Genomic DNA, 26,593 nt, shown 5'->3' with positions numbered 1-26,593 from the left:
CTTTTTTGGTTTTCATGTTTGTCTGGATCGCAGGCCAGTGACGCCGGACGACTCGGTCACCTTGGGGCCTTGGCCGTCCAGGGTGTCGATGTTGCAGTCGCGGAAACGCCAGTTCTCGGCATTGGCGATGGCGCCCGCATCTTGCACATCCCAGTCCAACCGCTCGAAAATGAAGTCTTTCAGCGGCGCTTCGGGATAGGCGGCGGCGGCGAATCCGACCTTGCCGCCGACGGCCTTGATGTTCGACAGGCGAACATCGTGGATGCGGGGAATGCCCTGTTCACGCGGGACCGGCGTGGCGAGCGCGCGCCAGTAATCCGGCACGTCCGCGATGCCGTCCGGGATCTGGGCGTAGCTGTAGTTTGGGTACCAGTTCAGGTTCACTTGCATCAATGTGCGCACGTCCTGCAGATGGATGTCGCGCAGGCGGATGTTGGAGATCACGCCGCCGCGTGTGTGGCCTGATTTGAAGAAGATCCCCAGCGGCACCGGATACTCGATCCTCAGCCCAGAAACCTCGATGTCGTCAAATCCGCCTGATGTCTCCGACCCGAAGGTCATCCCGGCCAAGGCGTCACGGACGATGCAGTCGCGAATCTTCACCTGACGGCACGGCCGGGCCACCCGCAGCCCGTCCCAGTCGCGTCCCGCCTTGATGCAGATCGCGTCGTCGTTGACCGACAGGTCGCATCTCTCGACCAGCACCCGCTCCGATGAATCGATATCGATGCCGTCCGTCGAGGGGCCGCGTCCGCCGATGTTGTTCCTGATGATCAGGTCGGCGACCTTTACGTCCCGCGAGTAGCAGACGTGGACGGTCCAGAACCCCGATCGCGCCAAGTTCAGGCCAGAAACTTCGACCTGCTGCGCGTCGTAGACATGGATCAGCCGCGGCCGGCGGCAGTCGTAGTCGGCCGCCCATCGCAGGTCGCGCGGATCATAATCGCGTCGCAGCGCCCAATAGGAATCCCAGAAAACCTTGCCGTCGCCATCGACCAGACCCTCGCCCGTGATCTTGGCGTTATGTTGCTGATAGACATTCAGCAAGCCGGCGGGCCAGTCCATCTCAACGCCTGCAACACGCGTGCGAACCATCGGATAGGCGGCCAAATCCTGAACGCCGCGCAGAGTGGCCCCGCGTTCGATCGACAGGGTCACCCCCGACTTCACGAATAGCGAGCCTGACAGATACAGACCGGGTTTCAGCACCACGACACCTCCGCCCTGCCCTGCCGCCGCGTCGATGGCGGCCTGGATAGGACGAGTGTTGATTGCGACCCCGTCGCCCACCGCGCCATAATCGGACGCGTCGAAGGTGCGCGAACGGCTCGACTGTGCGAACGTCGGCGCTGCTTGCGTCAAGGCGCTGACGACACCCAGTTGCAGAAGCGTGCGGCGATCGGCGCGCATCTAGATTTCCCACATTCTGTTCTTTCGTCTCACAATAGTGGACGATATAAGGCTGGCAAGAGATACCGATAGTTGATCGTCAGAAATTGACACCGGTTACGTTGCGGCTCGCCGTGCAAGTGGGCCACCAACCATCATGCGCCGCCTGGAGCGACGCCGGAGGAAAGCATGGCCCTGCCAACCCGACCCTGCATTGGCCTGATCGCCGTCCTGATGAGCTCGGCCGCCATGTCTGGCCCCGTCCTGGCGCAAACGGTCGGAGCCTTGCCGCCAGGTGTCGAGGCCGAATGGTTGGCTCAACGCAATCGCCCCGCCCTTTACACCGAGGTGGCAGGCGTGCCGTCACGCGAGAGCACGATGGCGGCCGTCGAATATGTCGCCTCCTCGCAAATCGCAGCCATGGCCGCCGAGCCGCTCGCCTTGTCGACGGGCAGCAACCTGACGCAGATGTCGTCCAACTGGGTCGCAGCAACCTTTTACGTCGGCGCCTCGCGCCTTGCGCGCGTCTCGGACGACAGGCGAACGCTGCGCTTTTTGAGCGCCGTGGCCGATCACTACAATTACGGTGTGCGCGGCGCGCGCTCGGGCAAGACGATGCTGAACGCCGACGATATCGCCATCGGCGATCTCTACGAAGAACTCTACGCGCGTCGTGGACAGGAGGGCGTGCTGATGCCGCTGCGTCAGCGGCTGGATTGGCAGGTCCCCTATCTGGCCAGGGCGGAAGACACACCCGCGCTGGTCTGGTGGTGGGCAGACGCCCTCTATATGGCGCCCCCGGTCTTCGCCCGGATGACCGCGATCACGGGCGATCCGAAATATCTGAACGCCGCAGACAAGGAATGGCGACGCACGGCGGCGCGGCTGTGGGTGGAGGACGAAAAACTCTTTCTGCGCGACGAACGGTTCAAGGACGAGAACCATCGTGACGCTGACGGGGACCGCATCTACTGGTCGCGGGCCAATGGCTGGGTCATGGGCGGTTTGGTGCGATGGCTGGAGTCCGTGCCTGCCGATTTCGCCGGGCGCGGCCTCTATGTCGACCTCTTCCAGAAGATGGCCGGCAGGATCGCAGGTCTCCAGCAAGAGGACGGACTGTGGCGCGCCAGCTTGCTGGATCCCAAAGCCTATCCCGAGGCTGAAACCTCAGGCTCGGTCTTCTATGTCTACGCCCTGGCCTGGGGGATCAATCACGGCCTTCTGGATCGCGACACCTACCTGCCGCATGTGTTGAAGGGTTGGGCCGGCCTGAACCGCCATGTCCTTGCGAACGGCCTGGTGGGCGCGGCGCAGAAGACCGGCGATCAGCCCGTGTCGACGGCCCCGGAAGACGTCGGCCTCTATGTTTCAGGAACTTATATTCTGGCCGGACTGGAAGTCGCGACGCTGAACGACGCTGTTCGGTCTTTGCCGTTAGCGGAACCCACGCGCGACACGGCCGAGGTGATCGCTGCGACCACGCCTGTCCCGCCCGCCCCGGTGACGGTCGTCGGCGCCGAAGAAATCCGCCGTCGAGACGCCGAGATGCGTGCGACCTCGGCGCTCTCCTACGATCCATCCGCTCTAAATCGACCCTCGACCATCGAACCGCTGGAGCCGCCGCCGGAAGACCAGCAGCGACCGCGCGCGGTCGCCCGCTTCGCGCCGGATCGTTTGGATGACCTGCTATGGGAAAACGATCGCGTCGCTCACCGCATTTACGGTCCCACGCTTGAAGCGCGTGAGGCGCCGTCTGGCTCGGGGATCGATGTGTGGGCCAAACGTGTCCGCTATCCCTTCATGGACCGTCAGCTGAAGTTCCCGAACTATCACGTCGATCGCGGCGAAGGCCTGGATTATTATGACGTGGGACGCGGCAGAGGCGCCGGGGGTCTTGGCATTTGGTACGACAACAAGCTCTGGACCAGCCGCAACTTCTCCACCTACCAAATCGACAAAACCGGCGGCGACGAGGCGCGGTTCAGCGTGACCTACCGCCCTTGGCCGGTCGACGTCGTACGCACGGTTTCAGAAACGCGCGAGTTCAGCCTTCCGTTGGGCTCCAACTTCACGCGCATGACTTCAACTCTGTCCTCGAATTCCGACGCACCACTGATCGTCGCGATCGGCATTTCGAAGCGCAGCAACGACAACGGACGGGGTTTCGTCACGCGCGACGCCGCACACGGGCGCCTGATGTTCTGGGAGCCGGAAAACCCGGAGCATGGCGCGCTTGGCATCGCTCTGGCGGTTGATCCCGCAACGGTCGAAGGCTTTACCGAAGACGCCGACAACTATCTGATCCTGGTGCGGGTAACGCCGGGTCAGCCGTTCACCTACTACATGGGATCGGCTTGGGATCGCGGTCTGGACTTCACGACGCGCAGCGCCTGGGAAGACTTCGTCGCAAACCAGAGTTTCGATTTCCGCCAAGGCGACTAGATCTCCAGCCGGAGGTCTCTCGCCGCGTCGTGCCATCGCGGCCAAGGTCCAAAAAGAGGCGGCGCCGGACATACCGGCGCCGCCTGTTTATTTCGCCGATCTGTTGGGATCAGAAGCGATACCGCGCGCCGATGTAAACCTGGCGGCCAGTGTGGTGATAGACATAGGTGCTGTCACGCGGCAGGCCGATGTCGCCGTGGTTCTGACGGTTGGCTTCGTCGGTCAGATTCAGCCCCTCGACCGAAACACTGAGGTTATCGGTCAGGTTGTACGATGCGGAAGCGTCGATCGTCGTGGTTTCGGTCTTGCCCTGATAGGGAATAAGGCCCGTGGCGCCGTTCGAACCCGGCACGCTCTGGAAATAGGTGTCGCGATAGGCCGCTGACACACGCGCATTGAACTTGCCGTCGTCATAATACAGCGTCGCGTTCCAGGCGTTTGGCGACAGGTTGACCAGATCCGCCGTCACGAAGGCCGCGCAGGTGGCGGTCACGCAATACTGAATCTCGGATTCGACGTGCGTGTAGTTCAGCTGCGTACCGATATTCGACAGCAGGCTGGGCAGGAACGAGAAGGTCTGCTGATAGCTGATCTCGAAGCCTTTGAGCGGCCCGCCGGGCGTGTTGGTGGGCGTGCTGAACTGATAGATGTCGCCGGCAGGACGACCGCCCGCCGGGAAGGCCACAGGGTTCAACGCCGTCAGTTGGCTATACGACAACGGTTCGGTGGTCGTCTGCACATAGGTCGAGATGTCCTTGTAGAAGTAGGCGAAGGACAGCAGAGCTTCAGGCGCGAAGTAATATTCGACCGACAGGTCGTAGGTCGTCGCCCGATAGGGTTCCAACTCGACATTGCCCAGCGAGGCCGTATTCGTCGCCGCGCCGGCTGCGCTCAGCGTGAAGACCGGAACCAGGCTGGTGACAGGCGGCCGAGCCATGACCTTGGCGGCGCCCACGCGCACGATCAGATCCTTCATCGGCTCGATCGAGACATTCAGCGACGGCAGGGTGTCGTCATACTCGTTCTCGCCCCGAACTGGCGTCGCAACGCCCCCGACGTTGGAATAACCCAAGGCGTCGACCTCGGTCTTGACCTGACGTACGCCGATGTTGCCCCGGAAGGGCACGCCCATGATTTCGGTGTCCCAGTCGGCCTGCACGTAGGCGCCGGTGTCGGTCTCGGTCACGTCACGCCAGTTGCCATAGGTGGACGGATTGCCATTCAGGCCGATCAGCCGGAAATCACCGCCTGCCACGCCCGTGTCGCAGTTGCAGTTGTAATTCCAGACTGTCTGCAACGCAGCCAGATCCGGCCGAACCCAGCTGGTCGCAGCGCCCGACGGCAGATCGAGGTTGCGACCGAAACCGCTCAGCAGATTGGTGACCGAAGCCATGCTCGTGCCGGCCGGCAGCGCTGGCGAACCGTTGGCGTTGTTCGGGCGCGCGAAGGCGCGGCTGCTCGACTCGTATTCCTTGCGGCTCACGCCCGCTTTCAGGGTGAGCCAATCGCTCAGGTCGAAGGCGAAGTTAGCCTCACCCGTCGTGTAGACGTTTTCCTGGAAGTTAGAGCTGATGCGCAGCTCCGATCGGGGTTGCGCGCCGGTCGGTCCGACGACGCTCCACTGCGTGGGATCGGCGACGTTGAAGCCCCAGTTGATCGCCGGCAGATTGCGGTTCTGACGGAAGTCATAGGAATAGCCATCGACATTCTGGCGATCGATGATGGCGCTGACCTGGACGGGGTTGGCGAAGCTGGATTCCGCGCGACCGATCAGGCCGTTGAACCTCAGCCGATCCGAAAACTCATGCTCGACCCCAAAGGTCATCTGCTTGAATTCGGTCTGCAGCTCGTCGAACCGCTGCTCGCTGCGGATGTCCATGTCGTCGAGCTGGGCATAGATCATCTCCCCCGTGTCGGGATCGATCTCGAAGCTCATGATGTCGACCTGCGGCTTGCCGCCCTGATCGGCGCCACGGCTGAGCGACCAGGCTTGCAGGAAGTTTTCGCTGCGGGTCGAATCTAGCTTCGAGTACAGCATGTCCATCGTGAACAGGGTCGGACCGTTGCCGGGCCGGGCTTGCACCGACAGCGTCGCGCCCAGACGTTCCTGACTGTGCTCCAGACTACCATAGCGCGGGATACGAGGATGGTAGGTGCGCGCGGCGTTCGGCAGGACAGCGCCATTCTGGAAACCGCCGTCGGCGCTGGCAGGTCCCCAGCGCACCGAGCTGAAACCTTCCTCCAGACTGTCACGCTCGCTGTAGGCGATCGAAAACAGAGCGCCGATCTGGTCATCCGCCCAGGTGTTCGAAATCAGACCGGCAAAGCGTGGGCTCCAATCCTGCGACAGATCGTTATAGCCGTATTGGCCCGACAGCGCGCCCTGGAAGCCCACCTTGTCGAACGGTCGGCTGGTGCGCAGATCGACAGTCGCCCCCAACGACCCCTCTTCCGTTTCGGCCGAGGCGGTCTTGCGCACCGTGATATTGTTAAAGAGCTCTGAGGCGAAGACGTTGAAGTCGAAGCCACGACCGCGATTCACCCCGCCCGACGAGTCGGTGGCGCCGGTCGATGCCTGGGCCTCGATGCCGTTGATCCGCGTGCGGGTGAACTCCGAGCTCAGCCCGCGGACGGTGATCGACCGGCCCTCGCCCGCATCGCGGTCAATGGAGACCCCGGGAATGCGCTGGATCGACTCGGCCAGATTGGTGTCGGGGAAATCCGCAATGTCTTCCGCCGAGATGGCGTCGACGACGCCGGCTTCGCGGCGTTTGATGTTCAAGGAATTCTGTAGGCTGGCCCGGAAGCCCGTGACGACGATGTCATCGACCTCGGCAGCGTCATCCGTCTGAGGCGCAGCGACCTCGGCCGTTTGGGCGGCGGCGTCATGCGCCATCATGGCGAGAGCTAGCGCGCCCAGTGACGCGGTGGCGACCAAGGCATGGCGCGCGAATTTATGGCGTTGAGTCATTTCCAGTTTCTCCTCCCAAGTGTCGCGCTTCAAGGATCGAACGCCCTTGTTCACGCCTCCCGCTGCTGACGGGAGACACCGGTGTCAAAACGAGTTGGCCGCCTGACTGCTACCGGTGTCATCCGTCTTTAGCCATATTCAGCCGCGACTCGCAAGCGGGCGACTCTACTGATGGGGATCTGTAATCTCGCCGAAGAACGTGGCTTAACCAGAAACGCAACTGCACGCGGCCCGCCGGCACATTGTGGGGTTTCGAAGAATGCCTGACGCCTGAAAAGGCTGACGGACGCCCTGTCCTATTCCCACTCGATCGTCCAATCCACCAGAAGGCGCTGATTTAACAGCGCCTTTTCTTTGATCTAGGCACCATACCGCGCGACCTACCGTCACCTGAACGCCGCCTTTGAATTCATTGGTGAAATTAGACGTAATAAAATTCAGGTGATGTCGCCATCTATCGGCAGGCTACTCTACGTTGAGGAGCGCATCACCTTCGACGATCGACACCCGATAATCGCCCTCCGTTCTGGCATACAGCGATCGAAGCGTCGATCCTCGTCGCCGACCAGCATGTCGTCCTCCCGCGCGAGGGAAAACCGAGCTGCGGATCGACTTCGGACGAGAAGCGGACGGCCGCCTCAGCCTCGATCCTGACCCCGCCGGAAACAGGTCTGACCCGTGCGGGAGACCACCAAACAGCGGGTCAGGCGTTGCTCCCTTCTGATCGCTGGTCGTGACAGATCCAGGCGCGGGTCTGATTAAGCAGTTCATCGGCCAGGTCCGAGTCCTCGGACGACCGGGCCAAGATCATCGCTCCAACCATCGCCGACCAGGTCCCGATGGCCCTTCGTCGCGCGGCCTCAGGTTGGTCCTCGGTGAAGGTCGAAGCGATCCGGTCGATCTGGGCCTTGATGCCGTCGGTCATCGCCCGCCGTGCCTGCGGGGACTGCCGCGCAGTTTCGGACGCCAGCGCGGCCATCGGGCATCCCCGGCCAGGATTCCGTCGATGGGCGTCCGCCAGATAGGCCTCGGAATATTGCCGTAACTCCTGCTCACCGGGCGGAGACTTGGCGAAGACATGGGCGATGCTTTGGGCGATCAGATCATCCTTCGAGGCGAAATGCCCGTAGAAGCCGCCATGGGTCAGGCCGCTGGCCTTCATCACCTCGGCGACGCTGACCTCATCAAACCCCTTGGCGCGGAACAGGCGGCCTGCCTCCTCCAGAATGCGAGCCCGGTTGGCGGCCATCTGCTCGCGACTGACCTTCATTGCTGACCCCTGCTGATGTCGCTTGACTGTTTCATGATGGCCGTCATATCACAGACCCAAACATGACACTCATAATGATTACAGGGAGAACGTGATGTCGTCCAACCCCGTTGCGCTGGTCACCGGCGCATCTTCCGGCATCGGCGCGGTCTATGCCGACCGGTTCGCCCGGCGTGGCCACAATCTTGTGCTGGTGGCCCGCAACGCCGAACGTCTCGATACGGTCGCGACTGGCTTGCGCGACAAACATGGCGTCCAGATTGAGGTAGTGCAGGCCGATCTGGCTGGGGCGGAAGACCTGTCGATGGTCGCGAACCGCCTGGCGGACGACGCGCGGATCGATGTTCTGGTCAACAATGCCGGTATCGCCCTGTCCGGCGGCTTCATCGACCAGTCGCCGGCCGATGTCACAGAGCTCCTGGCCGTCAATGTCGCGGCGGTGACTCGCCTGGCCCAAGTGGCGGCGCAGCGCTTCGCCCATGCGGGCCGAGGCGCCATCATCAACATCTCGTCGGTCGTGGGCCTCGTTCCCGAGTTTCGGCAGGCGGCCTATGCGGCCAGCAAGGCCTATGTCACCACTCTGTCACAGGCCATGGCCTTCGAACTCTCAAGCAAGGGGGTGCAGGTCCAATGCGTACTGCCCGCCGGCACCGTGACGCCGCTGTGGGAAAGATCTGGCCTCGATACCAGCCGGCTTCCTCAGATGATGGATGCAAAGGTGCTCGTCGACGCGGCCATGGTCGGCTTCGACCGGGGCGAGACCATCACAATCCCCGTCCTGTCCGACGCCGGCCAATGGGACGACTACCAGGCCGCGCGCATGGCCATGATCAGCGGCTTCAGCGGCTCACAAGCCGCCGCTCGCTACGCCTCGGCATGATCCCGATAAGCGAACCCAGGAGTACAGAATGACCTTCAAAGCCCTTCTCGCCACCAAAACGGCCGACCGGATCGAAACCCAGGTCGTCGACTTCGACGAGACAGACCTGATGCCGGGCGAGGTCACCGTCCAGATCGACTATTCGACCGTCAACTACAAGGACGCGATGGCCATGACGGGACGCGCGCCCGTCATTCAGACCTTCCCCCTGATCCCCGGCATCGATCTGGCGGGAACGGTCCTCGCATCGGACGATCCGCGGTTCGCAGCGGGCGACAGAGTGGTCGCCAATTCCTGGGGCCTCAGCCAGACCCATCATGGCGGCTACGCCCGGAAGGCGCGGCTCAGCGCCGATTGGCTGATCAAACTGCCCCCGTCCATCAGCACCTGGCACGCCATGGCGATCGGCACGGCCGGCTATACCGCCATGCTGGGGGTGCTGGCCCTCGAGCATGGAGGCGTGAGGCCCAAAAGCGGCGATATCCTAGTCACCGGCGCGAATGGCGGCGTGGGATCGGTTTCGGTCATGCTTCTGTCCGACCTCGGCTATCGGGTCGTGGCCTCCACCGGCCGCCGGGAACTGGCGGACGATCTGCGTGCGCTCGGTGCTGCGGAAGTGATCGATCGGAACACCCTGTCAGAATCCGGCGCGCCGATCCAGCCGCCGCGTTGGGCCGGCGCCATCGACTCGGTCGGCAGTCACACCCTCGCAAATGTGCTGGCCCAGACCCACTACCGCGGGGTCGTTGCAGCGAACGGCCTGGCCCAAGGGTCCGACCTGCCGACCTCAGTCCTGCCTTTCATCCTGCGAAACGTCACGCTCGCAGGCCTGGATTCGGTCAACGCCCCCCAAGCCGTGCGACTGAAGGCGTGGGAACGGCTCGCAGGCGACATTGATCTGAAGAAGCTTGAGCGCGTGACCCGCACCGCGCCGTTGGCGGAGGCTCCTGCTATCGCGATCGAGATTCTGAAAGGCCAGGTGCAGGGCCGCGTCGTCATCGACGTGAACGCCTGACACCTCGGCGATCAGGGGTGGCGGCCGCAGGGGAGCTGTTCGGGTCTGCGTCCCGGGCAGCTCGTTCGGGCCGCAGCGAAAAGTGCGCAGCCTTCCAATCCATCGCGTTCCGAACCCGACGAGCGATGCTTGGATGGTCGTAGAAGAGCGCTTCCTCAAGGCCGGACGGCGAGGGCGACCGGTAGTCAGCCGTCTTCAGGAGGGCGCTGACAAGGGCGTCAGGGAGTCGGGCATGGGCGAGACTGTAGTTGTCGGCCTGCAGCTCGATGGTGCGTTGGACGGTGTTGATCAGGGGCGTGGCCAAGAGAGTCAGCGCCACAATCAGCGCCGTCAGGACTGGCAATCCCGCCGGGTCGGCGATGTTGCCGGAGAAGCCCAGCAACCGAGCCGTCACGGGGAACAGTCTGTCGATCAGGACGAAGCCCACCGCGAAGAGGCCGCTCAGGAAGGTCGCAAGCCAGATCAGATGGCCGTAGCGATAGTGGCCGATCTCGTGACCGACCACCGCCTGCACTTCTTCAACGCCGACCCCTTGCTGGAGCATGGCGTCGCTCATCGCGATGCGCGCCGAGTCGCCGATGCCGACCACTGTCGCGGTAAAGCGGTTCGACTGACGCGAACCATCATAGACCCGTATGGATGGGGCCTTGCCGCCGTCTTCCCTCGCCAAGGTTTCCACGGCATCGCGAACAGGGCCTGCGGGCGCGGGGGTATAGTGGTTGAATGCAGGAGCCACGAAGATCGGTGCGATCACGAGCGCGGCGAAGCTGAAAGCAGTCGCCAACGCGGTCCCCCACGCCGGCCACCACCGTCCCGTCCGGCGGATCAGGCCGTAAAGCAGGACGAAAAATATCCCGCCGAAGACACTCGAGATGACGGCCTCGATCAGGCCCTGACCGAGCCAGTCATAGAACGGCTGCCGTGTGAAGCCGTAGGCCCTCTCGCGCCCCCAATCCGCATAAGCGGACCACGGCGCCTCCAAAGCCCAGCGGACGATCGTGAAAAGCGCAGCGGAAAGGAAGGCGACGAGGTTGGGTCGCTGCCTGGTCGATTGCAGATGACCCGCCAGGCGGACCAACAGCCCCAGCCGGACGATCAGAAGGCAGATCACAAAGCTGATCAGCGCGTCCCAGACGAGCAGCCAATGGCTTCCCTGGGTATAGGCCACGGCCCGCGCAACGTCCGCTTGGGAGACGGTCGCCAGGTAGCGCGCCGTCTCGCGCGCGGCGTCAAAAGGCACGGGATGCATAGTTTCAAGACCTGCGACGGAAAAGTTCGAAGGCATCAGGCGGCCGACACGGACGGAACGTCGCTGGTGGTGGGCCAGGGCGCGTAGCGTTCAGGCGGCCTGCCGAGCTCGCTCGCCCGGCGCCAGGCGGCGGGCGTATCGCCGAACAGGCGACGGAAATGACGGGTCAGGTGCGCCTGGTCCGCGAACCCGACCCCTATCGCGATCTCCGCCAGCGACTGGCGCGTCTCCAGCATCATCGCCCGGGCCCGGAGCAACCGCCGGCGTATCAGATGAGCGCGCGGCGATTCGCCGAAGCTGATCCTGAACGCCGCCGCGAAGTAGGAATGACTAAGACCCGCGAGATCCGCCAGAAAGCGGCACTCGATCGACCGCTCGAGGTTGTCCTCGATGTACTGATCGACGCGCCTCCGCTGCCAGTGGGACAGACCACGTTCGGCCGAGGGAGCGACGCAGTATTCGGAGCGAAACAGATCGGTCAGTTGGCTGAGACCGGCCTCGGCGGACTTGCGGTCCGTTGACAGGCAACGCTTCACCCTCTCAATCAACCTTTGGGCCTCGACGACCCGAGCTGGTTCGAACGCGACCAGGGGGCGGACGTCAGCGGACATGTTCGACATCGGGCGAGAGCTCCAGGCTCGACGAAATACCTGGGATCAAACTGGCGCTGCGCACCTGCGTCGGCCATCGTCCGGGTGAATGGGGCGCCCCATCCGGAGGTATGGTATGGAACGGCTCGCATCAGCGCTGGAATCCAATGTCCCTGGCGAACGCCAGCCGGACCCTCAGGCCTGTCGGCTGCCACGACCACCGCAGGTCGGCGCCGATCTGACGCGTGAGAGCGCCCACTAGCTCTGATCCGAACCCGACCCGTTCGGGTGCGGCGACGGGAGGACCGCCGCTTTCGCACCAGTCAATCACCACTTCGCCCAAAGGTGTGAGACGCCATGAAACGTCAACGCGCCCACCAACGCGTGAGAGGCCGCCGTACTTGGCGGCGTTGGTGGCGAGCTCGTGAATGACCATTCCCAGCGGCTGCGCCAGCGCGGGCGACAGCTCCACGGTCGGGCCGGCGAGGCAGAAGCGATCGGGGGTGGATGCGACGTCCAATTCATCACGACAGAGATCGGTCAGCGTGGCGGCTTCACCGCACTCGCGCCCAAGAGCCGACTGGGCACGAAGCATGGCGTCGATCCTGCCCGAGACAGCGGCCCTGAACGCATCGGGATTGGCCGCCGGCGTCAATCGAACGATAGACTGGATGATCGCGAGGCTATTGCGAGCCCTATGGTCGATCTCCCGAGCCACGAGATCACGGAGCGCGGCGGCATGACGGTCGGCGGTGACGTCCCGCAGCTCCAGCATCAGATCGGAGCCTGCGCCGTCGATCTGCGGACTGATACGGTAGGCGACGACTCGGTTCCGAGCGGTCACCATCTCGCCGCAGGCCGGATCTCTGCGTTCGATCAACCGCCGGAATGCGTCATCGCCAGCCAGTAGATCCGCGACATGACCACCGCGAGCGTCCTGAGCGGGACGATCCAGCAGGTGAAGCGCGGCCGAGTTGAGATAGTCGCATCGACCAGCTCCATCCACACCCACGACCGCGACCCGCATCCTATCCAGCAAGGAGGACATGCGTCGCGCGGCTCCTCGAGCAAACGACAGCGCTCCGAGTTGCTGGAGCCAGATCGCGAGATAGCAGCTCAATGACCGCAGCAGACGCAACTCTTCCGTTTCGAACGGGGCGCCGTGGGCCCGGCCGTAGCCGAGGGCGCCGATAAGCCGACCTTCTGACGCCAGTGGGATACAGACGAAAACATCCAGGCCGGCATCGCGAAGGCCGGCGAATCGGGGGTCCGCCGTTGATTGCAGATCGGTGAGAAGGCGCGCCTGCCGTTCTCGTGCGACGTCGGCACAGAGATCTGCGCTCAGATCCAATCCCCCGACGCTAGCCATACCCGCTGCGGGCCCGGCGGATGCGAGCAGGTGCAGCGTCTCGCGCGAGGCCGGGCCATAGCAACAGAAGGCGTCCAGCTGCAGTTCGTCCGCAATCAATTCGAACAGACCCGCCAACTGGACGGATGGGTCGTCGGACGACGCAAGCTGGGCCGCCGCCATATCAAACAGATCGAATGGGTGAAGCATCGCGCCGCCGGGTCCCTTGCCGTCTCAGATGATGAACCACGCAATGCGCAGCCCTGATTTGCGACGGTATCGGGCGATGAGCTCCGAGGCTTGAACGCCTCGATTGAAAGCTTGAGCGGTCGGGCCGGTTCAGGATCGGGCAATCGTTCAAAGCGGCGGGACAGTGTTCAAGCCAGGTGGTCGCCCCACGCCCATCGTGCGGCCCGTTCCTCGCGGCCTTGGACGTCACGGCAGGAACGGCGAAGGAAAGATGATGACCCATTCCTCCCAAGACGGCGCCTCAAGGCGCGACATCCTGACCGCGAGCATCGGTCTGGCGGCGGCGGCCTCGACGGCGTCGCTCTTCCCCACCATGGCCCTGGCCAATCAACCCTCTCAAACCCAAGGAGATCATCGCATGAGCAGCGGCACGATTACCGTCACCGACGGAACTCAGATTTACTACAAGGATTGGGGCCCCAAGACCGCCCAGCCGGTCGTCTTCCATCACGGTTGGCCCCTGAGCGCCGACGACTGGGACAGCCAGATGCTGTTCTTCCTCGCCCAAGGCTATCGCGTCGTCGCCCATGATCGGCGGGGCCACGGCCGCTCGAGCCAGACCGATACCGGGAACGAGATGGACACCTACGCGGCCGACGTGGCCGCGCTCGCCGCGCACCTGGATTTACGCAACGCGATTCACGTCGGTCACTCGACCGGCGGCGGCGAGGTTGCACGCTACGTTGCGCGCCATGGCGGCGGCGGCCGTGTGGCGAAGGCGGCCCTGCTGGGCGCCGTTCCGCCGATCATGGTGAAGACCGAGGCCAATCCGGGCGGGACGCCGATCGAGGCGTTCGACGGCCTGCGTGCCCAACTGCTGGCCAACCGCTCGCAGTTCTACACCGACCTGCCCGCCGGCCCCTTCTACGGCTTCAACCGGCCAGGCGTCGAGCCCAACCAAGCGATCATCCAGAACTGGTGGCGCCAAGGGATGATGGGCGGCGCCAAGCCGCACTTCGACTGCATCAAGGTCTTCTCGGAGACCGATTTCACCGACGACCTGAAGTCCATCAACGTGCCGGTCCTCCTGATGCACGGCGAAGACGACCAGATCGTGCCGATCGCGGACTCGGCCCGAATCGGCATCACCCTGCTGAAACACGGTGAACTGAAAACCTACCCGGGCTTCCCGCATGGGATGATGACGACCCATGCTGATGTGATCAACGCCGATCTGCTGGCCTTCTTCAAGGCCTGACATCAGCCTCAGGGTCTGAACGCCCGCCGTTCCAACGAGCGGCGGGCGTCATTCTGGCGAAGGTTGCGAGCGCCCGTCCCGAGCAACTCACAAGCCCAGTAGGCGGACCTTGCTCACCATGTCGGCGACAGAGCGGACTTCCAACTTCCTGCCAGCGCTGCTGCGATGCATCTTCACAGTGATTTCGCTGACGCCAAGCTCGTGAGCGATTTGTTTGTTCAGAAGGCCCCGCCCGACGCCCCGGAGAACCGCGACCTCCCGTGGCGTCAGGGACTTGGCCATGGCCTGGACTTTCGAGGCGACATCGACCTTTAGGCGCCGTTCGGCGTCCTGTCTCAGAGCCTGGGTCACCGCGTCGAGAAGATCCTGGTCCCTGAAGGGCTTCGGCAGGAAGTCGACCGCGCCGGCCTTCATCGCCCTCACCGTAGTGCTGACGTCAGCATGCCCCGTGATGAAGATGATGGGAATGCCGATGTCCATGGACGTCAGCCGGGACTGAATTTCCAGTCCGCTGGCGCCCGGAAGACGCAGATCCAGCACCAGACAGCTCGGCCGGTCGGGAAGCGGCGCGGCGAGCAGATCGTCCATGCCGGAGAAGACGACAACGTCAAGCCTTACGGACTGAAAAAGGTCCTGCAGACTTTCACGGATATCGGGATCGTCATCGACGACGAGCACAACAGGCGTCACAGCGTCTCCCGTCGGCGTAGAAGCGACGGTCTGGCTGGCCCGCGATGTCGTCTGGGTCGTGCTCACTGCATCATTCCTGGACTTCGGCGGAGATACGCCGCGGGCCGGATGCTATCCCGCGAGGGCCCGCGACACCTTCATACCATAGTATGGTCCTGCTGAGCGCTCGTGTTCAACGGCCATCGGCGCGGTAGACCAAGGCCCGATCCATTACCAAGGCCATCGCGCTGGCGACTCCGGCGAACAGGCCGATGCCCCAAACCGCCCCGGCGCCCAGAATGCCCGCACCGAACGCGCTGCCGATGGAGAAGCCGAGATACATGGTCGAAGTATTGAGCGAGAGCGACACTGAGCCTTGATCGGGTCTGACGGCTGCGATCAATCGCGCCATCTGGGCCGGAAAGAACGACCAAACGCTGAAGCCCCAGACGGCTATGGCGATCAACGCGGGAGCCAAGGCGGCCCTGGCAGGCAACCCGGCGGCCAGGGCAAGTCCCCAGAAGGCCAGGGTCAGGGCCGCCAGCGACCCGACAACCACGCGGGTGGAACCGACCCGGTCACTCAGGGCGCCTCCTGCCGTCACACCCAGGGCTGCGAAAAGGCCCCATATTGAGACCGCGGCGGCCGTCTCGCCGACGCCGAACTCCAGGACGTCAGCGAGGTATGAAGCGATATAGGGGTAGGCCGCATAGGCGCCGATCGCCCAGAACAGGGTAACGCCCAGAAGTCGCATCACCGCCGGCGCTCGAAAGACCGCGAGCCGAGCTGCCAGATCGGCCACCGGCAGACCGGTGGTCAGGGACCGCCGCACTCCGAGCGACACGCCCAGCATCGCCACGACGCCCATTACGGCGACGGCAAGGAAGGTCGCCCTCCAGCCGAACGCATGGCCGACCAAGGCGCCCAGAGGAAGGCCCAGAGCAATGGCGATGGTCATGCCGCCGCTGACGATCGCCAGGGCGCGACCGCGAAAGGCGGGACCTGCGACCGCGCCCGCCAAGGCGTTGGCGGTGGGCGCATACAGGCCTGCGGCCAGCGCCATCAGGATCCGCGCCACCATTAAACTCCAGAACCCGGTCGACATAGCCGCGAGCAGATTTCCCGCCGTGAACACCGCCATAGCCAGGAGAAGGACATTCCGACGGTCGACCCGTCCGGTCGCGACCGTGCTTATGGGTGAGCTCACGGCCAGGGTGAAAGTGAAAACAACCACCAGCATGGCGACCGTCGGCACCGTCAGGCCGAAGTCGGCGGCCATCGTCGGCAGCAGGGGCGCGATCATGAACCCCTCGGTTCCGATGGCGAAGGTTCCGAGCGCCAGGAACAGGGCGGGAACCACGGAAGCGCCGGATGATGGGGCGTCGGACACGGCAACGTCGTTTACAGACTTCATGGACGGTTCGGAGGTCTCGGGGTGGACGGACCAGGTGCTCAACCGAGGAAGGCCGAGACCTCGGCGGCGAACGGCTCGACGTGCTGGAAAAGGAAGGCATGTCCAGAATCCGGGTAGAGCACGAGCTTGGCGTTCGGGGCCTCTTGAGAGATGATGTACGATCGGTAGGCCGGTATCATGGCGTCGTGCGCACCATTGGCGACCAGGATCGGCAGGCTGAGACTCTTCAGGCTATCCCGCACGCCTGACGCCGTGGTGATGGCCTTCAGCTGGCGCTCGAAGGCCACGGCGCTGACAGGTTCGCCGGGTTCGACGACCGACGCCCGTCGCGCCAGATAGGCCCGGCCGGCCGCCAGCGCCGTCGGGGTCTTGGTGAAGAAGAGGTAGAGGAAGTCGTCGTCGCCGTTGACCGGATGCGCCATGGTCTGGAACACCCGGAACTCGGGCGACGGCCCTTCGCTCGTCCCGCCCGGGCCCGAACCCGCGATGATCAGGCGGCGCACCAGGCCCGACGACCGCAGGGTCGCATACTGGGCGACGAAGCCGCCGAGCGACCAGCCCAGTAGATCAACCGAGGTCAGCCCAAGAGCCGCGATGAATCCCAGCGCGACGTCGGCCATTCCCTCAAGACTGTCCGGGGTCTCGCCGCCCGATCGGCCGATGCCGGCGCTGTCGAACCGGATGACGTCCCGGTCCCGACTGATGGCCTCCAGGAAAGCCGGATCCCAGTCGTCGAGCGTACCGCGAAACCGCTGCAGCAGCACCAGGGGCGTGCCGCCTCGCCGTCCGGATCGCTCGAAGGCCAACCGTCCCGCAGGCGTTTCAACATAGGCGATAGAGCGTTCGGACATCGTCGTCTCCTGGCCTCCGGCGCGGAGCCGGAGGCCGCTACTGAAAGCGCGACTACACGGGGATGGGGTTGTCGACGAGGCTCTGATTAAAGCCGTGAACCACCGTGTGCTCGCCGCTTCCGGGGTTGTCGCGCAGAGCCCGGATCGCCTCCACGAACACTTCCGGCGCGTCCGTCGCCAGGCCTTCGAATGTGGCCGCGATGAAATCCTCCAGGGGCATGGCGCGCGAATCTCCGCTCTTCTTGATCAGGTCTGTGTCCACCCATGGAGGGGCGATCTCACGCACCGTGACCGAGGTGTCCCTCAGCATGAACCGCTGAGACAGGGCGTAGGAATGCAGCGCCGCCTTACTCGCCGAATAGACCGCGGTCATCGCGATCGGCACGTAGGCGAGGACCGAGGTGTTGTGGATGACCACAGCGTCCGGGCGGGTCTTCAGATGTTCGATCAGCGCCGACGTCATGCGGATCGGGCCGAGCAGGTTGGTGGTCAGAATGGACTGGGAGACAGCGTCATCGATCACGCCTGCGGCATTGTCGAACGGCATGATGCCTGCGTTGTTGATGAGGACGTTCAGCGCCGGCCATTCCGCAATCAGACGTTTGGCGGCCGCCTCGATGCTCGCCTCATCGGTAATGTCCATTTCGACAGCGCCCATCCCCGGGTTGGCTGCGACGATCTCGTCCAGCAGGCTCTTGCGGCGACCCGAAATGATCACGGTATTGCCGCGCTTGTGGAAGCCTTCGGCAAGCGCCCGGCCGATGCCTGACGTGCCGCCGGTGATGAAGATGGTGTTGCCCGTCATTTTCATGATCGTTCTCCTTGGTTGCGAAGTTGTCTGAAGGTCTACGCTGGACGCCTTGCGGCTCAAATGTCATAGAAGCGGCGTTTTAGGACATTGAAGCTATACAGATGCGCACGGTCGGATTTTTGCTCTATCCCGGCTATTCGATGATGAGCCTGGCGGTCGCCACGGCCTTCGAGCTGGCCAACTCGATCTCCGGCTCCGACGTTTACGATATCCGCATGATCTCTGAGGCGGGCGGCCCGGTTCGCACCTCCCTGCACGTGCACATCGACACCCAGCGGCTGGACGACCGTGCGCTCGACACTCTCGTCATCGGGGGCGGGATGGAGCCGCTGGAGGAGACGTTCGTCGATTTCGTCAGACAGGCGGCCGCTGGTTCGCGCCGCGTCGCCGCCATCTGCACGGGCGCCTTCGTTCTGGCCGCGACCGGCCTTTTGGACGGGCGTCGCGCCACCACCCACTGGGCCATGGCGCGCCAGCTGAGAGAGGACCACCCGTCGATCCGTGTCGACGAAGATCGCATCTTCATCAACGATGGTCGATTCTGGACCTCTGCGGGAATGACGGCTGGCGTCGACCTGGCGCTGGCGCTGATCGAGGACGATCACGGGCCGGAGCTGGCGCGCGCGGTGGCGCGGAAGCTGGTCGTCTATCACCGGCGTGCTGGCGGCCAGTCGCAGTTCTCGGCCCTTCTGGATCTCGAGCCCAAGTCCGATCGAATCCAGACCGCCTTGGCCTACGCCCGTCGCAACCTCGGCGCCCGGCTGAGCGTGGAGGATCTGGCCGAGATCGCTCACCTGAGCCCACGACAGTTCAGCCGGGCCTTCGTTGCTGAAACAGGCCAGTCGCCTGCAAAGGCGATTGAGCATCTGCGGCTGGAGGCGGCTCGGGTGATGATGGAAGACACCCGCCACCCGATCGACGTCGTCGCGCAACAGACCGGTTTCGGCGACCGTGATCGAATGCGGCGCGCCTTCATGCGGAATCTGGGTCAGCCGCCTCAAGCGATACGCCGCGCCGGGGCGCGCGTTCCGGTCTGAGGCCCACATCACTCGTCTCGTCCGGCGCGGTCGAGCACCGCGAAATCCTCGGCGCTCAGCGTGATTGAAGCCGCCCTGACGTTCTCCTCCAGATGCGCGACCTGCGACGTGCCCGGAATGGGCAGAACGACGGGGCTGCGGCGCAGCAGCCAGGCCAGGGCGATCTGCCCCGGATTGGCGCCCAGGCCGGCTGCTATCCGGCTGAGAACCGAGTCCTTGGCCGTCAGGCGCCCAGCCGCCAACGGGTACCACGGAATGAAGCCGATGCCGTTGGCGGTGCAGTAGTCGAGCACCGCCTCGCTGGAGCGATCCGCCAGGTTGTAGCGGTTTTGGACAGTCGAGACAGGGAATATCTCCCGGGCCGCCTCAATCTCCTCGACGGAGACCTCGCTTAACCCGGCATGGCGAATGACCCCGGCGTCCAAAAGGGCCCGGATCGCCTGGAACTGCTCAAGCCGCGGAACCGTCGGATCGATCCGATGCAACTGCCACAGGTCGATACGCTCGACGCCCAGCCGCTCGCGGCTGCCTCTGGCTTCGGCGATCAGATAGTCGGGATCCCCGCGCGGGGCCCACTGATCCGGCCCGGGCCGCGTCAGGCCGGCCTTGGTGGCGACCACAACCCCCGGATAGGGATGCAGAGCCTCCCGGATAAGCTGTTCGGAGACGAACGGGCCGTAGGAGTCGGCGGTGTCGATGAAGTTGACCCCAAGCTCGACCGCCCGCTTCAGGGTTCGAAGCACGCCTTCCCGGTCAGTCGGTTCGCCCCAGACGCCGCGACCGGCGATCCGCATTGAGCCGAAGCCCAGTCGCCTGACGGGAAGGTCGCCCCCGATCGTGAAGGTCGTCGGAACATCGGAGAGGGCCTCAGTGCCGGTCATGATCGGAAATCCCGCGGATAAAATTGGCGAAGCACCTGAAGCGCGGTCGCGCCTTAGCCAAGGGCGTGACGCCGCGGCGCGTGACGCTCGACCCTCCCACGCCGTCCGGGACGGCACATCTGTACGGAAGTATGTCCGCCGACAGCTTTCGTAGGGGCTGTCAGACCGTCATCAGGGTGAACTCGAACAGGGCGCCGCCTTCCGGGGCGTCGCCCGCGCGTATGTCGCCGCCCATCGACTCGATCGCCGACCGGCAGATCTGCAGCCCCATCCCCACCCCCTCACCCTTGGTGGTGAAAAACGGATCGAAGATCTTCTCCAGGATGTCCGGATCGATCCCGTTACCCGCATCCGTCACCTTCACCATGACCGCCTGAGGCCCTTTGCGGGCGATGGAGACGGTCACGACGCGCTGTTTGATGGGCAGGCTTTCAGTGGCTTCCAGAGCGTTGACGATCAGATTGACGAGAACCTGTTGAACCGCCACCGGCTCGGCCTCCACGCGAGGCAGGTCCGGCTCGATCCGCAGATGGAGGACAGCGTGCCGGCGTTCGACGTCGCGTTCCAGCAACGCCGCTGTTTCGCGAGCCATCGCGTCCAGCTCGACTTCCTCCAGCCCCGCCTGCTGGTTCGACGCCTGATTGCGCGTACGTTGAACGATGCCCGCGAGCCGCTCGGCGTTGCGCTTCAACCGGGTCAGAAGGCGGCCCAGCAGGGCTGGGTCCTGACTCGGCTTATCCAGCGTGCGCAAGGCGGTGTCGATGTCCACCGATAGCGACGTGATTGGCTGATTCAGCTCATGGGCGATTGAGACCGACAGGGCGCCGATCGTCGCGACGCGGTTCGCCCTGGACATCTCGTTCTGAGCGGCCAGCAGCAGTTCGTGGGTCTTTTCCCGCTCGCTGATGTCAACCACCGTGACGAAGGACACTCCCTCTTCGGACAGCTTGGCGGTATAGGCCGCGACCAGGCGGGATCCGTCCGCGCGCCGCATTACCACAGAGCCGCTGAATCCGCCTTCGCCCGCGAACAGCGCCTCGATATGCTTCAGGAGAACAGGCCGACCGCCGAGGCGATTTTCCTGCGGCCTTCGCTCCAACAGCTCTTGTCCGCCGTCGCTGTATCCGAAGATACGGGAACAGGTCTCATTGATTTCGACGAGACGAATTTCACCGAGGACCTCCTCAAACAAGGCGGGTCGCGTCTTGGCGAGGATTGAAGGATCCGTGAACCCCTCGGCGCGCAACGCTTCGACCTTCGCCCGTGCCTGAGCGATGTCCAACTCCAGCACTCCGATGTTTTCGTCATGGAACAATGAGCGATAGCGCCAGCGGGCGCCGAGCATCTCACGCGTTCGCTCCTCGACCCGCTGTTCCAGCGTCTGGTTGAGCTCCCGCACCATTTCCTGGGCCTTGAACTCGGCGTCCACGTCGGTGAGACCGCCATACCATCGCAAGACCCGCCCGGTCTCTGGAGATACAACCGACCGCCCCACCGAGTGCATCCAGCGGTAGGATCCATCACGGTGCCGCGCGCGGAAATGGGACCGGACTTCGGAGCCGTCACGGGGCGCCTCAAGCCATGATCGGACGTAGGGCTCCCGGTCTTCCGGGTGCAGTGGCGCAGTCCAGGTTCCGTTGCGCAGAGCCTCCTTGGGATCAAGCCCGGTCAAGTCCTCGAAACGCTGGTTCAGGAAGTCCAGCCGACCGTCTGGACCGGCGGCCCAGAGGATGTGCGGAACCGAATCTGCGAAGTTTCTGAGCTCCTGACGACTACTTTCAAGCTCCTGGCGGGCTCGCTGCAGTCTCAACCGGCTGGTCATCAGCGCGCTCGTGATCAGGATCACCACGAGAGCGATGATGAGGCGCAAGGTGCTCTGGAGGGTCGGATCGGACCAGTGGACGTGCAGGAAGGAAGATATCGCCAGGCCGCAGCAGACTGCTGCCCAAAGGCGGATGGTGCCTTCCCTGCGGCCGACCGAGGCGATGACGACGACCAAGCCATAGAGGACCGATATCGAGACATCGAATCCGACCTGAAGATCGATCCAGAGCAGGGCGGCGGCCAACACTCCCGCGAGTAGCTGGCCAAAGCGGTGAAGTGTCTCCGAGAGCGTCATTGTTGGAACAGGCCTCCAGGGACTAAAACTGCACCTCCAATCCGCCCGGGTGCAACCTTACTCGGGAACGGTCAGCCTACGATCTCCAAAACGATCTCCAGCAACTCACTGGTCTTGAAGGGCTTTTCAAAAATCCGCGACACGCCTGATCGCGCCGCGAAGGTGCGTATGGCGGGCGTGGCGAATGCGGTTAGCAGGATCACGGGCGTGGCGTCGCCCCTCCCCCTCAACGTCCTGATGAGTTCAAGCCCGCTGATGCCTCCCATCTGCAGATCGCTGATGATCAGGGATGACGGGTTTGGCGCCCCCGCGCCAAGGAACTGCTCGGCGCTTTCAAAACAGTTCACCGCGTAGCCGGCGCCGAAGAACATTTCGTAGAGGGCTTGGCGGATGTCCGCCTCGTCGTCGATGACGGAAATGAGCGGGGTACTCGGCACTGGGGATCCTCTGCCTGCGCAGGTTCGCCAGCGCCTGCAAGCTCTAGCAAACTCGTCTCCCGACAAAACCCCCTACCGAGGTATGCGCGCCCCGTCCGGTCACCGACACCCCATCCCAGAGTATGGTCGCCCCGTCCCTGCGTTGAATAGCGGCGCCTAGCGGGCGGGCGATATGTCATCGGCCGCTGAGCGCGGCTGCGCCTTGGCCTGATCCCTCTGTTGGAAAGCCTGGAGCCATGGCGGCGCACCAAGTTCGCATTCTGTTGCAGACCACCATCACGGCATCCCCGGATGACTGGTCGATTGGACGTTTCGGCCTTCTGGCCGACTTGCTCCGGTCGCAGGTGACGTCTGACGATGAGCCAGCCTTTCACGTCACCGCCCGAGACCGCTCGACGATGGACGTCGCGGACCCGATCCTGTCAACGCTGGACGACCAGCCGTTCGACCAGTTGTGGTTGTTCGGCGTAGACGCCGGCGGCGGTCTCAAGCCCGAAGACCTGGCCGGCATCGACCGCTTTCGCGCGCGGGGCGGAGGGCTGCTGGTCACGCGCGATCACATGGATCTGGGCGCGTCGGTCGGAGCCATAAGCGGCGTCGGCGCTGCGCACAATTTCCACTCGCTAAACCCGGAAGAACTGGAAGACCGGCGTCAACGAGACGATCCCTTCACGACCCATATCAGTTGGCCCAACTACCACTCGGGTCCCAACGGCGACTTTCAGGTGATCGAGGCGACGGCGCCGATCCACCCCCTGCTGGCCTGGGGCGGTGAGCGCCCGCTGACACGTTTGCCCGCCCATCCTCATGAGGGCGCCGTGAGCCTGCCACGCGGAGCAGACGGCCAGGTCGTCGCCCAGGGCGTCAGCCAGGCCACCGATGCCCGCTTCAACATCGCTGTGGCGCTGGAGGGAAACGACGGCGCTGGACGGGCGGTCGCCCAGAGCACCTTCCATCACTTTGTGGATTACAATTGGGACCCGCTCAGCGGCTGTCCCGGTTTCGTCGACGAACCTCCTGGCGACACCATGGCTACCGATCCGGACGCCCTGAAGGATACGCACCGCTACGTGGTCAACCTTGCGCTCTGGTTGGCCGGAACCACCGCGCCAAAGGTTCTCCGCCATGCGTGAAGCGTCGAGTTCCCGGCGTCCCCATATCGCCTCCATACCCCTCATTCCTGCTTCGATGTTCGGCGTTGTGCTCGGCCTGGCCGGTCTGGCCAACGCATGGCGCGCAGCTCACCGGGTTTGGGGAGCGCCCTCTGTCATCGCCGAAAGCCTGTTCGGGATCGCCACGATCGCCTGGGCGCTGATCACCGTGCTCTACGCCCTGAAATGGCTGACAGCGCCGGACGTCGCCAGGGCTGAGGCCGGACATCCGGTGCAATGCTGCTTCATCGGCCTGGCCGGGGTCGCCACACTCCTGATCGCGCAAGGCGCCGACGCCGACGCCCATGGCCTGGCGACCCTGCTGTTTGTCGCGGGCGCGCTTTTCACCCTCGGCTTCGCCGTGTGGCGCACGGGCCTTCTGTGGCGCGGCGAGCGCTCGCAGACAGAGACAACGCCGGTGCTGTACCTTCCGGCCGTGGCCGGCGGGTTCACGGTCGGCGCGACCGCCGCGGCCTTCCACTGGCCTGACCTTGGCCACCTCGCATTCGGAGCGGCGTTGTTCTCGTGGCTCGCGATCGAGTCCGTCCTGCTGAACAGGCTCTATACGTCGGAGTCCCTTCCACCCGCCTTGCGTCCGACGCTCGGCATCCAGCTTGCGCCGCCGGCCGTCGGCGCCAGCGCCTACCTGGCGCTCAATCCGGGCGCGCCCGACGTCTTCGCCTACGCCCTGGTCGGCTACGCCCTGCTGCAGGCGCTTCTCCTGATCCGGATGAATGGCTGGATCCGGCAGCAGCCCTTCAACGTCAGCTACTGGGCCTTCACCTTTGGAGCGACGGCGCTTGCGGGGGCCTCGATCCAACTGGCCCACGATGGATCTGTATTCCAGACGGTGCTGGGGCTGACGGTGTTCGCGGCGACCAACGTCCTCGTCCTGTCGATTGGCCTCGGGACCCTGGGACTCCTGCTTCAGGGCAGGATCCTCCCACGCCCGCCCGAGGCAAGACCCTCAGAATCGGCACAGCCGTAGGTCGACCGGTACGTCCTGTCGTTCCCTTGTCCTCGAAAGAAGTCGAACATGACCACGCCCTTCGAAACCGCAGCCACTCAGTTCGTTGAGACCGGCGGCACCCGCTTCGCGTATCGCAAGCTGGGACCAGACACGGGCGTACCGCTCGTCTTTCTCCAGCATTTCACCGGCACTATGGACGCCTGGGATCCGCGGGTCGTAAACGCCCTGGCCGAGGACCGGCCCGTCATCCTCTTCAACAACGCGGGCGTGGGCACGTCCACCGGAACGACGCCCGACACGGTCGAGCAGATGTCCGTGGACGCCGAGACCTTCATGGCGGCGCTGGGCCTTACCGAAGTCGATCTCCTCGGCTTCTCCCTCGGCGGCTTCATCGCCCAGGTCCTTGCGACGCGTGCGATTGTCACGGTGCGCAAGCTGATCGTCGCCGGGTCAGCCCCGAGGGGTGGAGAAGAACATCTGTTGCAGGTGGTCCAGGACGCCTTCGCCAAGCAGGCTCGCGACGTCCGCCTCCCCCTCTTCTTCACGTCGAGCGAAGCGAGCCAGGCGGCCGGATCCGCCTTCATCGATCGTGCGGCGAGGCGCACGATCGATCGCGACCCCGCAAGCGGCGACGCCGTGAGCAATCCGCAAGCCGCCGCCATCATCGCCTGGTGCGCCAAGCACGACGGGGGCGAGATGTTGAAGTCCATCCAGCAGCATACCCTTATCGTGCACGGCAGCGACGACACGATGTTCCCGTCGATCAACGCCTACGAAATGTTCAAACACATGAGCAACGCCACGCTCATTCTCTATCCCGACTCTGGGCACGGCGCTCTTTTCCAGTACGCCGATGTCTTCGTCGCTCACGCCCAGACCTTCCTCGGCGCCTGAGCGCCGACGCCTCATTTTCCAAGAGAAACGCCGATGAACCCGCTCGCACAGAAAATTATCGACGCCCACGGCGGTCTTGAGATTTGGAGGAGGTTCTCCAGTCTTACCGCGCATCTGAAGCAGGGCGGCGCGCTCTGGGCGCTCAAGGGCCAGGGCGGCAAGCTGGACGAAACCGATGTGACGGTGGGGCTCCAGGAGGAATGGGCGTCCCATCATCCGTTCGGCCCCGACGGCAAAGTCACGCATTTCAGGCCGGGCAGCGTCGAGATCAAGGACCGTTCGGGTGCAGTGGTTGAGTCCCTCGACGATCCTCGCGCCTCCTTCGCCGGCCACGCCCTAGAGACGCCCTGGACCGAACCGCAGCTCGCCTACTTCGCGGGGATCGCGATGTGGACCTATCTGAACACACCGTTCCTGCTTGCCTACCACGGCGTCGAGAGTGAACCCTTGTCGGACTGGAGCGAGAATGGCGAAACCTGGAGCCGCCTGAGGGTCGTCTTCCCGAAAGAGATCGCGACCCACAGCACCGTTCAGACCCTCTATGCGGACGTGAACGGCCTGCTCAAACGCCACGACTACGACGTCGAGATCGCCGGCGACACGCCGGGCGCGCACTACATCTCGGACTACACGACCGTGTCCGGTCTTCGTTTCCCGACAAGACGCCGTATCTATCCGCGCCACCCCGACGGAACATCCCTACGGGAACCCTTGGTCGTCTCGATAGACCTGTCCAACATCACATTGAGGTAGGCAGG

General features: G+C 64.1%; 22 protein-coding genes. 9 read left to right on the top strand and 13 right to left on the bottom strand.

Annotated elements, in window-relative coordinates:
• Positions 1-12: 12 nt before the first annotated feature.
• Complete coding sequence (locus HNP47_RS01160) at positions 13-1,410, bottom strand: glycosyl hydrolase family 28 protein (RefSeq protein ID WP_184277709.1); 1,398 nt, start codon at positions 1,408-1,410, stop codon at positions 13-15.
• 168 nt (positions 1,411-1,578) lie between these two features.
• Here HNP47_RS01160 and HNP47_RS01155 point away from each other — a divergent pair, with 168 nt between their 5' ends.
• Complete coding sequence (locus tag HNP47_RS01155; RefSeq protein ID WP_184277707.1) at positions 1,579-3,831, top strand: glycoside hydrolase family 88 protein; 2,253 nt, start codon at positions 1,579-1,581, stop codon at positions 3,829-3,831.
• A gap of 109 nt (positions 3,832-3,940) precedes the next feature.
• On the opposite strand, the gene HNP47_RS01150 is transcribed toward HNP47_RS01155, so the two are convergent.
• On the bottom strand, positions 3,941-6,802 hold the full coding sequence (locus tag HNP47_RS01150; RefSeq protein WP_184277705.1) for a TonB-dependent receptor: 2,862 nt from the start codon (positions 6,800-6,802) through the stop codon (positions 3,941-3,943).
• 703 nt (positions 6,803-7,505) lie between these two features.
• Entirely contained in the window at positions 7,506-8,072 is a 567-nt protein-coding gene (locus HNP47_RS01145) for a TetR/AcrR family transcriptional regulator (RefSeq protein ID WP_184277703.1), read from the bottom strand.
• A gap of 94 nt (positions 8,073-8,166) precedes the next feature.
• Here HNP47_RS01145 and HNP47_RS01140 point away from each other — a divergent pair, with 94 nt between their 5' ends.
• Both HNP47_RS01140 and HNP47_RS01135 read left to right on the top strand, forming a co-directional pair.
• The gene (locus HNP47_RS01140) at positions 8,167-8,952 is read left to right on the top strand and encodes an SDR family oxidoreductase (RefSeq protein WP_184277701.1); all 786 of its coding nucleotides are present in this window, start codon (positions 8,167-8,169) and stop codon (positions 8,950-8,952) included.
• A gap of 28 nt (positions 8,953-8,980) precedes the next feature.
• A complete protein-coding gene (locus HNP47_RS01135) occupies positions 8,981-9,967 on the top strand; it encodes an MDR family oxidoreductase (protein ID WP_184277699.1) in 987 nt (328 codons plus the stop codon).
• On the opposite strand, the gene HNP47_RS01130 is transcribed toward HNP47_RS01135, so the two are convergent.
• The 3 genes from HNP47_RS01130 to HNP47_RS01120 form a co-directional block, all read right to left on the bottom strand.
• Positions 9,948-11,216 carry a M48 family metallopeptidase gene (locus HNP47_RS01130; RefSeq protein ID WP_184277697.1) on the bottom strand — a complete coding sequence of 423 codons (1,269 nt, stop codon included), beginning with the start codon at positions 11,214-11,216 and terminating at the stop codon, positions 9,948-9,950. The two genes, HNP47_RS01135 and HNP47_RS01130, sit on opposite strands and share 20 nt — an antisense overlap.
• 35 nt (positions 11,217-11,251) lie before the next feature.
• Entirely contained in the window at positions 11,252-11,836 is a 585-nt protein-coding gene (locus tag HNP47_RS01125) for a helix-turn-helix domain-containing protein (RefSeq protein WP_184277695.1), read from the bottom strand.
• A 121-nt stretch (positions 11,837-11,957) separates the two neighbouring features.
• A complete protein-coding gene (locus HNP47_RS01120) occupies positions 11,958-13,364 on the bottom strand; it encodes a sensor histidine kinase (RefSeq protein WP_184277693.1) in 1,407 nt (468 codons plus the stop codon).
• 397 nt (positions 13,365-13,761) lie between these two features.
• Here HNP47_RS01120 and HNP47_RS01115 point away from each other — a divergent pair, with 397 nt between their 5' ends.
• On the top strand, positions 13,762-14,601 hold the full coding sequence (locus HNP47_RS01115; RefSeq protein ID WP_409360145.1) for an alpha/beta fold hydrolase: 840 nt from the start codon (positions 13,762-13,764) through the stop codon (positions 14,599-14,601).
• Between the two features lie 87 nt (positions 14,602-14,688).
• On the opposite strand, the gene HNP47_RS16490 is transcribed toward HNP47_RS01115, so the two are convergent.
• From HNP47_RS16490 to HNP47_RS01095, 4 genes are all read right to left on the bottom strand, one after another.
• Positions 14,689-15,279, bottom strand: coding sequence for a response regulator (locus HNP47_RS16490; RefSeq protein ID WP_311769994.1), 591 nt, complete (start codon positions 15,277-15,279; stop codon positions 14,689-14,691).
• Positions 15,280-15,463: 184 nt separating this feature from the next.
• A complete protein-coding gene (locus HNP47_RS01105) occupies positions 15,464-16,684 on the bottom strand; it encodes an MFS transporter (protein WP_184277687.1) in 1,221 nt (406 codons plus the stop codon).
• A gap of 38 nt (positions 16,685-16,722) precedes the next feature.
• Positions 16,723-17,535, bottom strand: coding sequence for an alpha/beta fold hydrolase (locus tag HNP47_RS01100; protein ID WP_184277685.1), 813 nt, complete (start codon positions 17,533-17,535; stop codon positions 16,723-16,725).
• Between the two features lie 52 nt (positions 17,536-17,587).
• Complete coding sequence (locus tag HNP47_RS01095) at positions 17,588-18,406, bottom strand: SDR family oxidoreductase (protein WP_260394561.1); 819 nt, start codon at positions 18,404-18,406, stop codon at positions 17,588-17,590.
• Between the two features lie 41 nt (positions 18,407-18,447).
• On the opposite strand from HNP47_RS01095, the gene HNP47_RS01090 reads away from it, so the two are divergent.
• On the top strand, positions 18,448-19,383 hold the full coding sequence (locus tag HNP47_RS01090) for a GlxA family transcriptional regulator (RefSeq protein WP_184277684.1): 936 nt from the start codon (positions 18,448-18,450) through the stop codon (positions 19,381-19,383).
• 8 nt (positions 19,384-19,391) lie between these two features.
• On the opposite strand, the gene HNP47_RS01085 is transcribed toward HNP47_RS01090, so the two are convergent.
• The 3 genes from HNP47_RS01085 to HNP47_RS01075 form a co-directional block, all read right to left on the bottom strand.
• Positions 19,392-20,264 (bottom strand): aldo/keto reductase, encoded by an 873-nt coding sequence (locus HNP47_RS01085; RefSeq protein WP_184277682.1) that lies wholly within the window; start codon positions 20,262-20,264, stop codon positions 19,392-19,394.
• A 160-nt stretch (positions 20,265-20,424) separates the two neighbouring features.
• Positions 20,425-22,086 carry an ATP-binding protein gene (locus HNP47_RS01080; protein ID WP_260394665.1) on the bottom strand — a complete coding sequence of 554 codons (1,662 nt, stop codon included), beginning with the start codon at positions 22,084-22,086 and terminating at the stop codon, positions 20,425-20,427.
• Positions 22,087-22,454: 368 nt separating this feature from the next.
• Positions 22,455-22,820 carry a response regulator transcription factor gene (locus HNP47_RS01075; protein ID WP_184277678.1) on the bottom strand — a complete coding sequence of 122 codons (366 nt, stop codon included), beginning with the start codon at positions 22,818-22,820 and terminating at the stop codon, positions 22,455-22,457.
• 236 nt (positions 22,821-23,056) lie between these two features.
• Between HNP47_RS01075 and HNP47_RS01070 the strand changes: the two genes are divergently transcribed.
• From HNP47_RS01070 to HNP47_RS01055, 4 genes are read left to right on the top strand one after another with little or no spacing between them, the layout of a single operon-like run.
• Positions 23,057-23,953, top strand: a complete 897-nt coding sequence (locus HNP47_RS01070; RefSeq protein WP_184277676.1) for a hypothetical protein — start codon at positions 23,057-23,059, stop codon at positions 23,951-23,953.
• Complete coding sequence (tehA, locus tag HNP47_RS01065; protein ID WP_184277674.1) at positions 23,946-24,959, top strand: dicarboxylate transporter/tellurite-resistance protein TehA; 1,014 nt, start codon at positions 23,946-23,948, stop codon at positions 24,957-24,959. The genes HNP47_RS01070 and tehA overlap by 8 nt, the downstream gene beginning before the upstream one ends.
• A 48-nt stretch (positions 24,960-25,007) precedes the next feature.
• Positions 25,008-25,835, top strand: a complete 828-nt coding sequence (locus HNP47_RS01060; protein WP_184277672.1) for an alpha/beta fold hydrolase — start codon at positions 25,008-25,010, stop codon at positions 25,833-25,835.
• A 33-nt stretch (positions 25,836-25,868) separates the two neighbouring features.
• Positions 25,869-26,588, top strand: coding sequence for a hypothetical protein (locus HNP47_RS01055; RefSeq protein WP_184277670.1), 720 nt, complete (start codon positions 25,869-25,871; stop codon positions 26,586-26,588).
• Positions 26,589-26,593 lie beyond the last annotated feature (5 nt).

The organism is Brevundimonas vesicularis, from assembly GCF_014204545.1.
GTDB lineage: Bacteria > Pseudomonadota > Alphaproteobacteria > Caulobacterales > Caulobacteraceae > Brevundimonas > Brevundimonas vesicularis_B.
The sequence above is the reverse complement of the archived record's forward strand: the minus strand, read 5'-3'. Positions and strand labels throughout refer to the sequence as shown.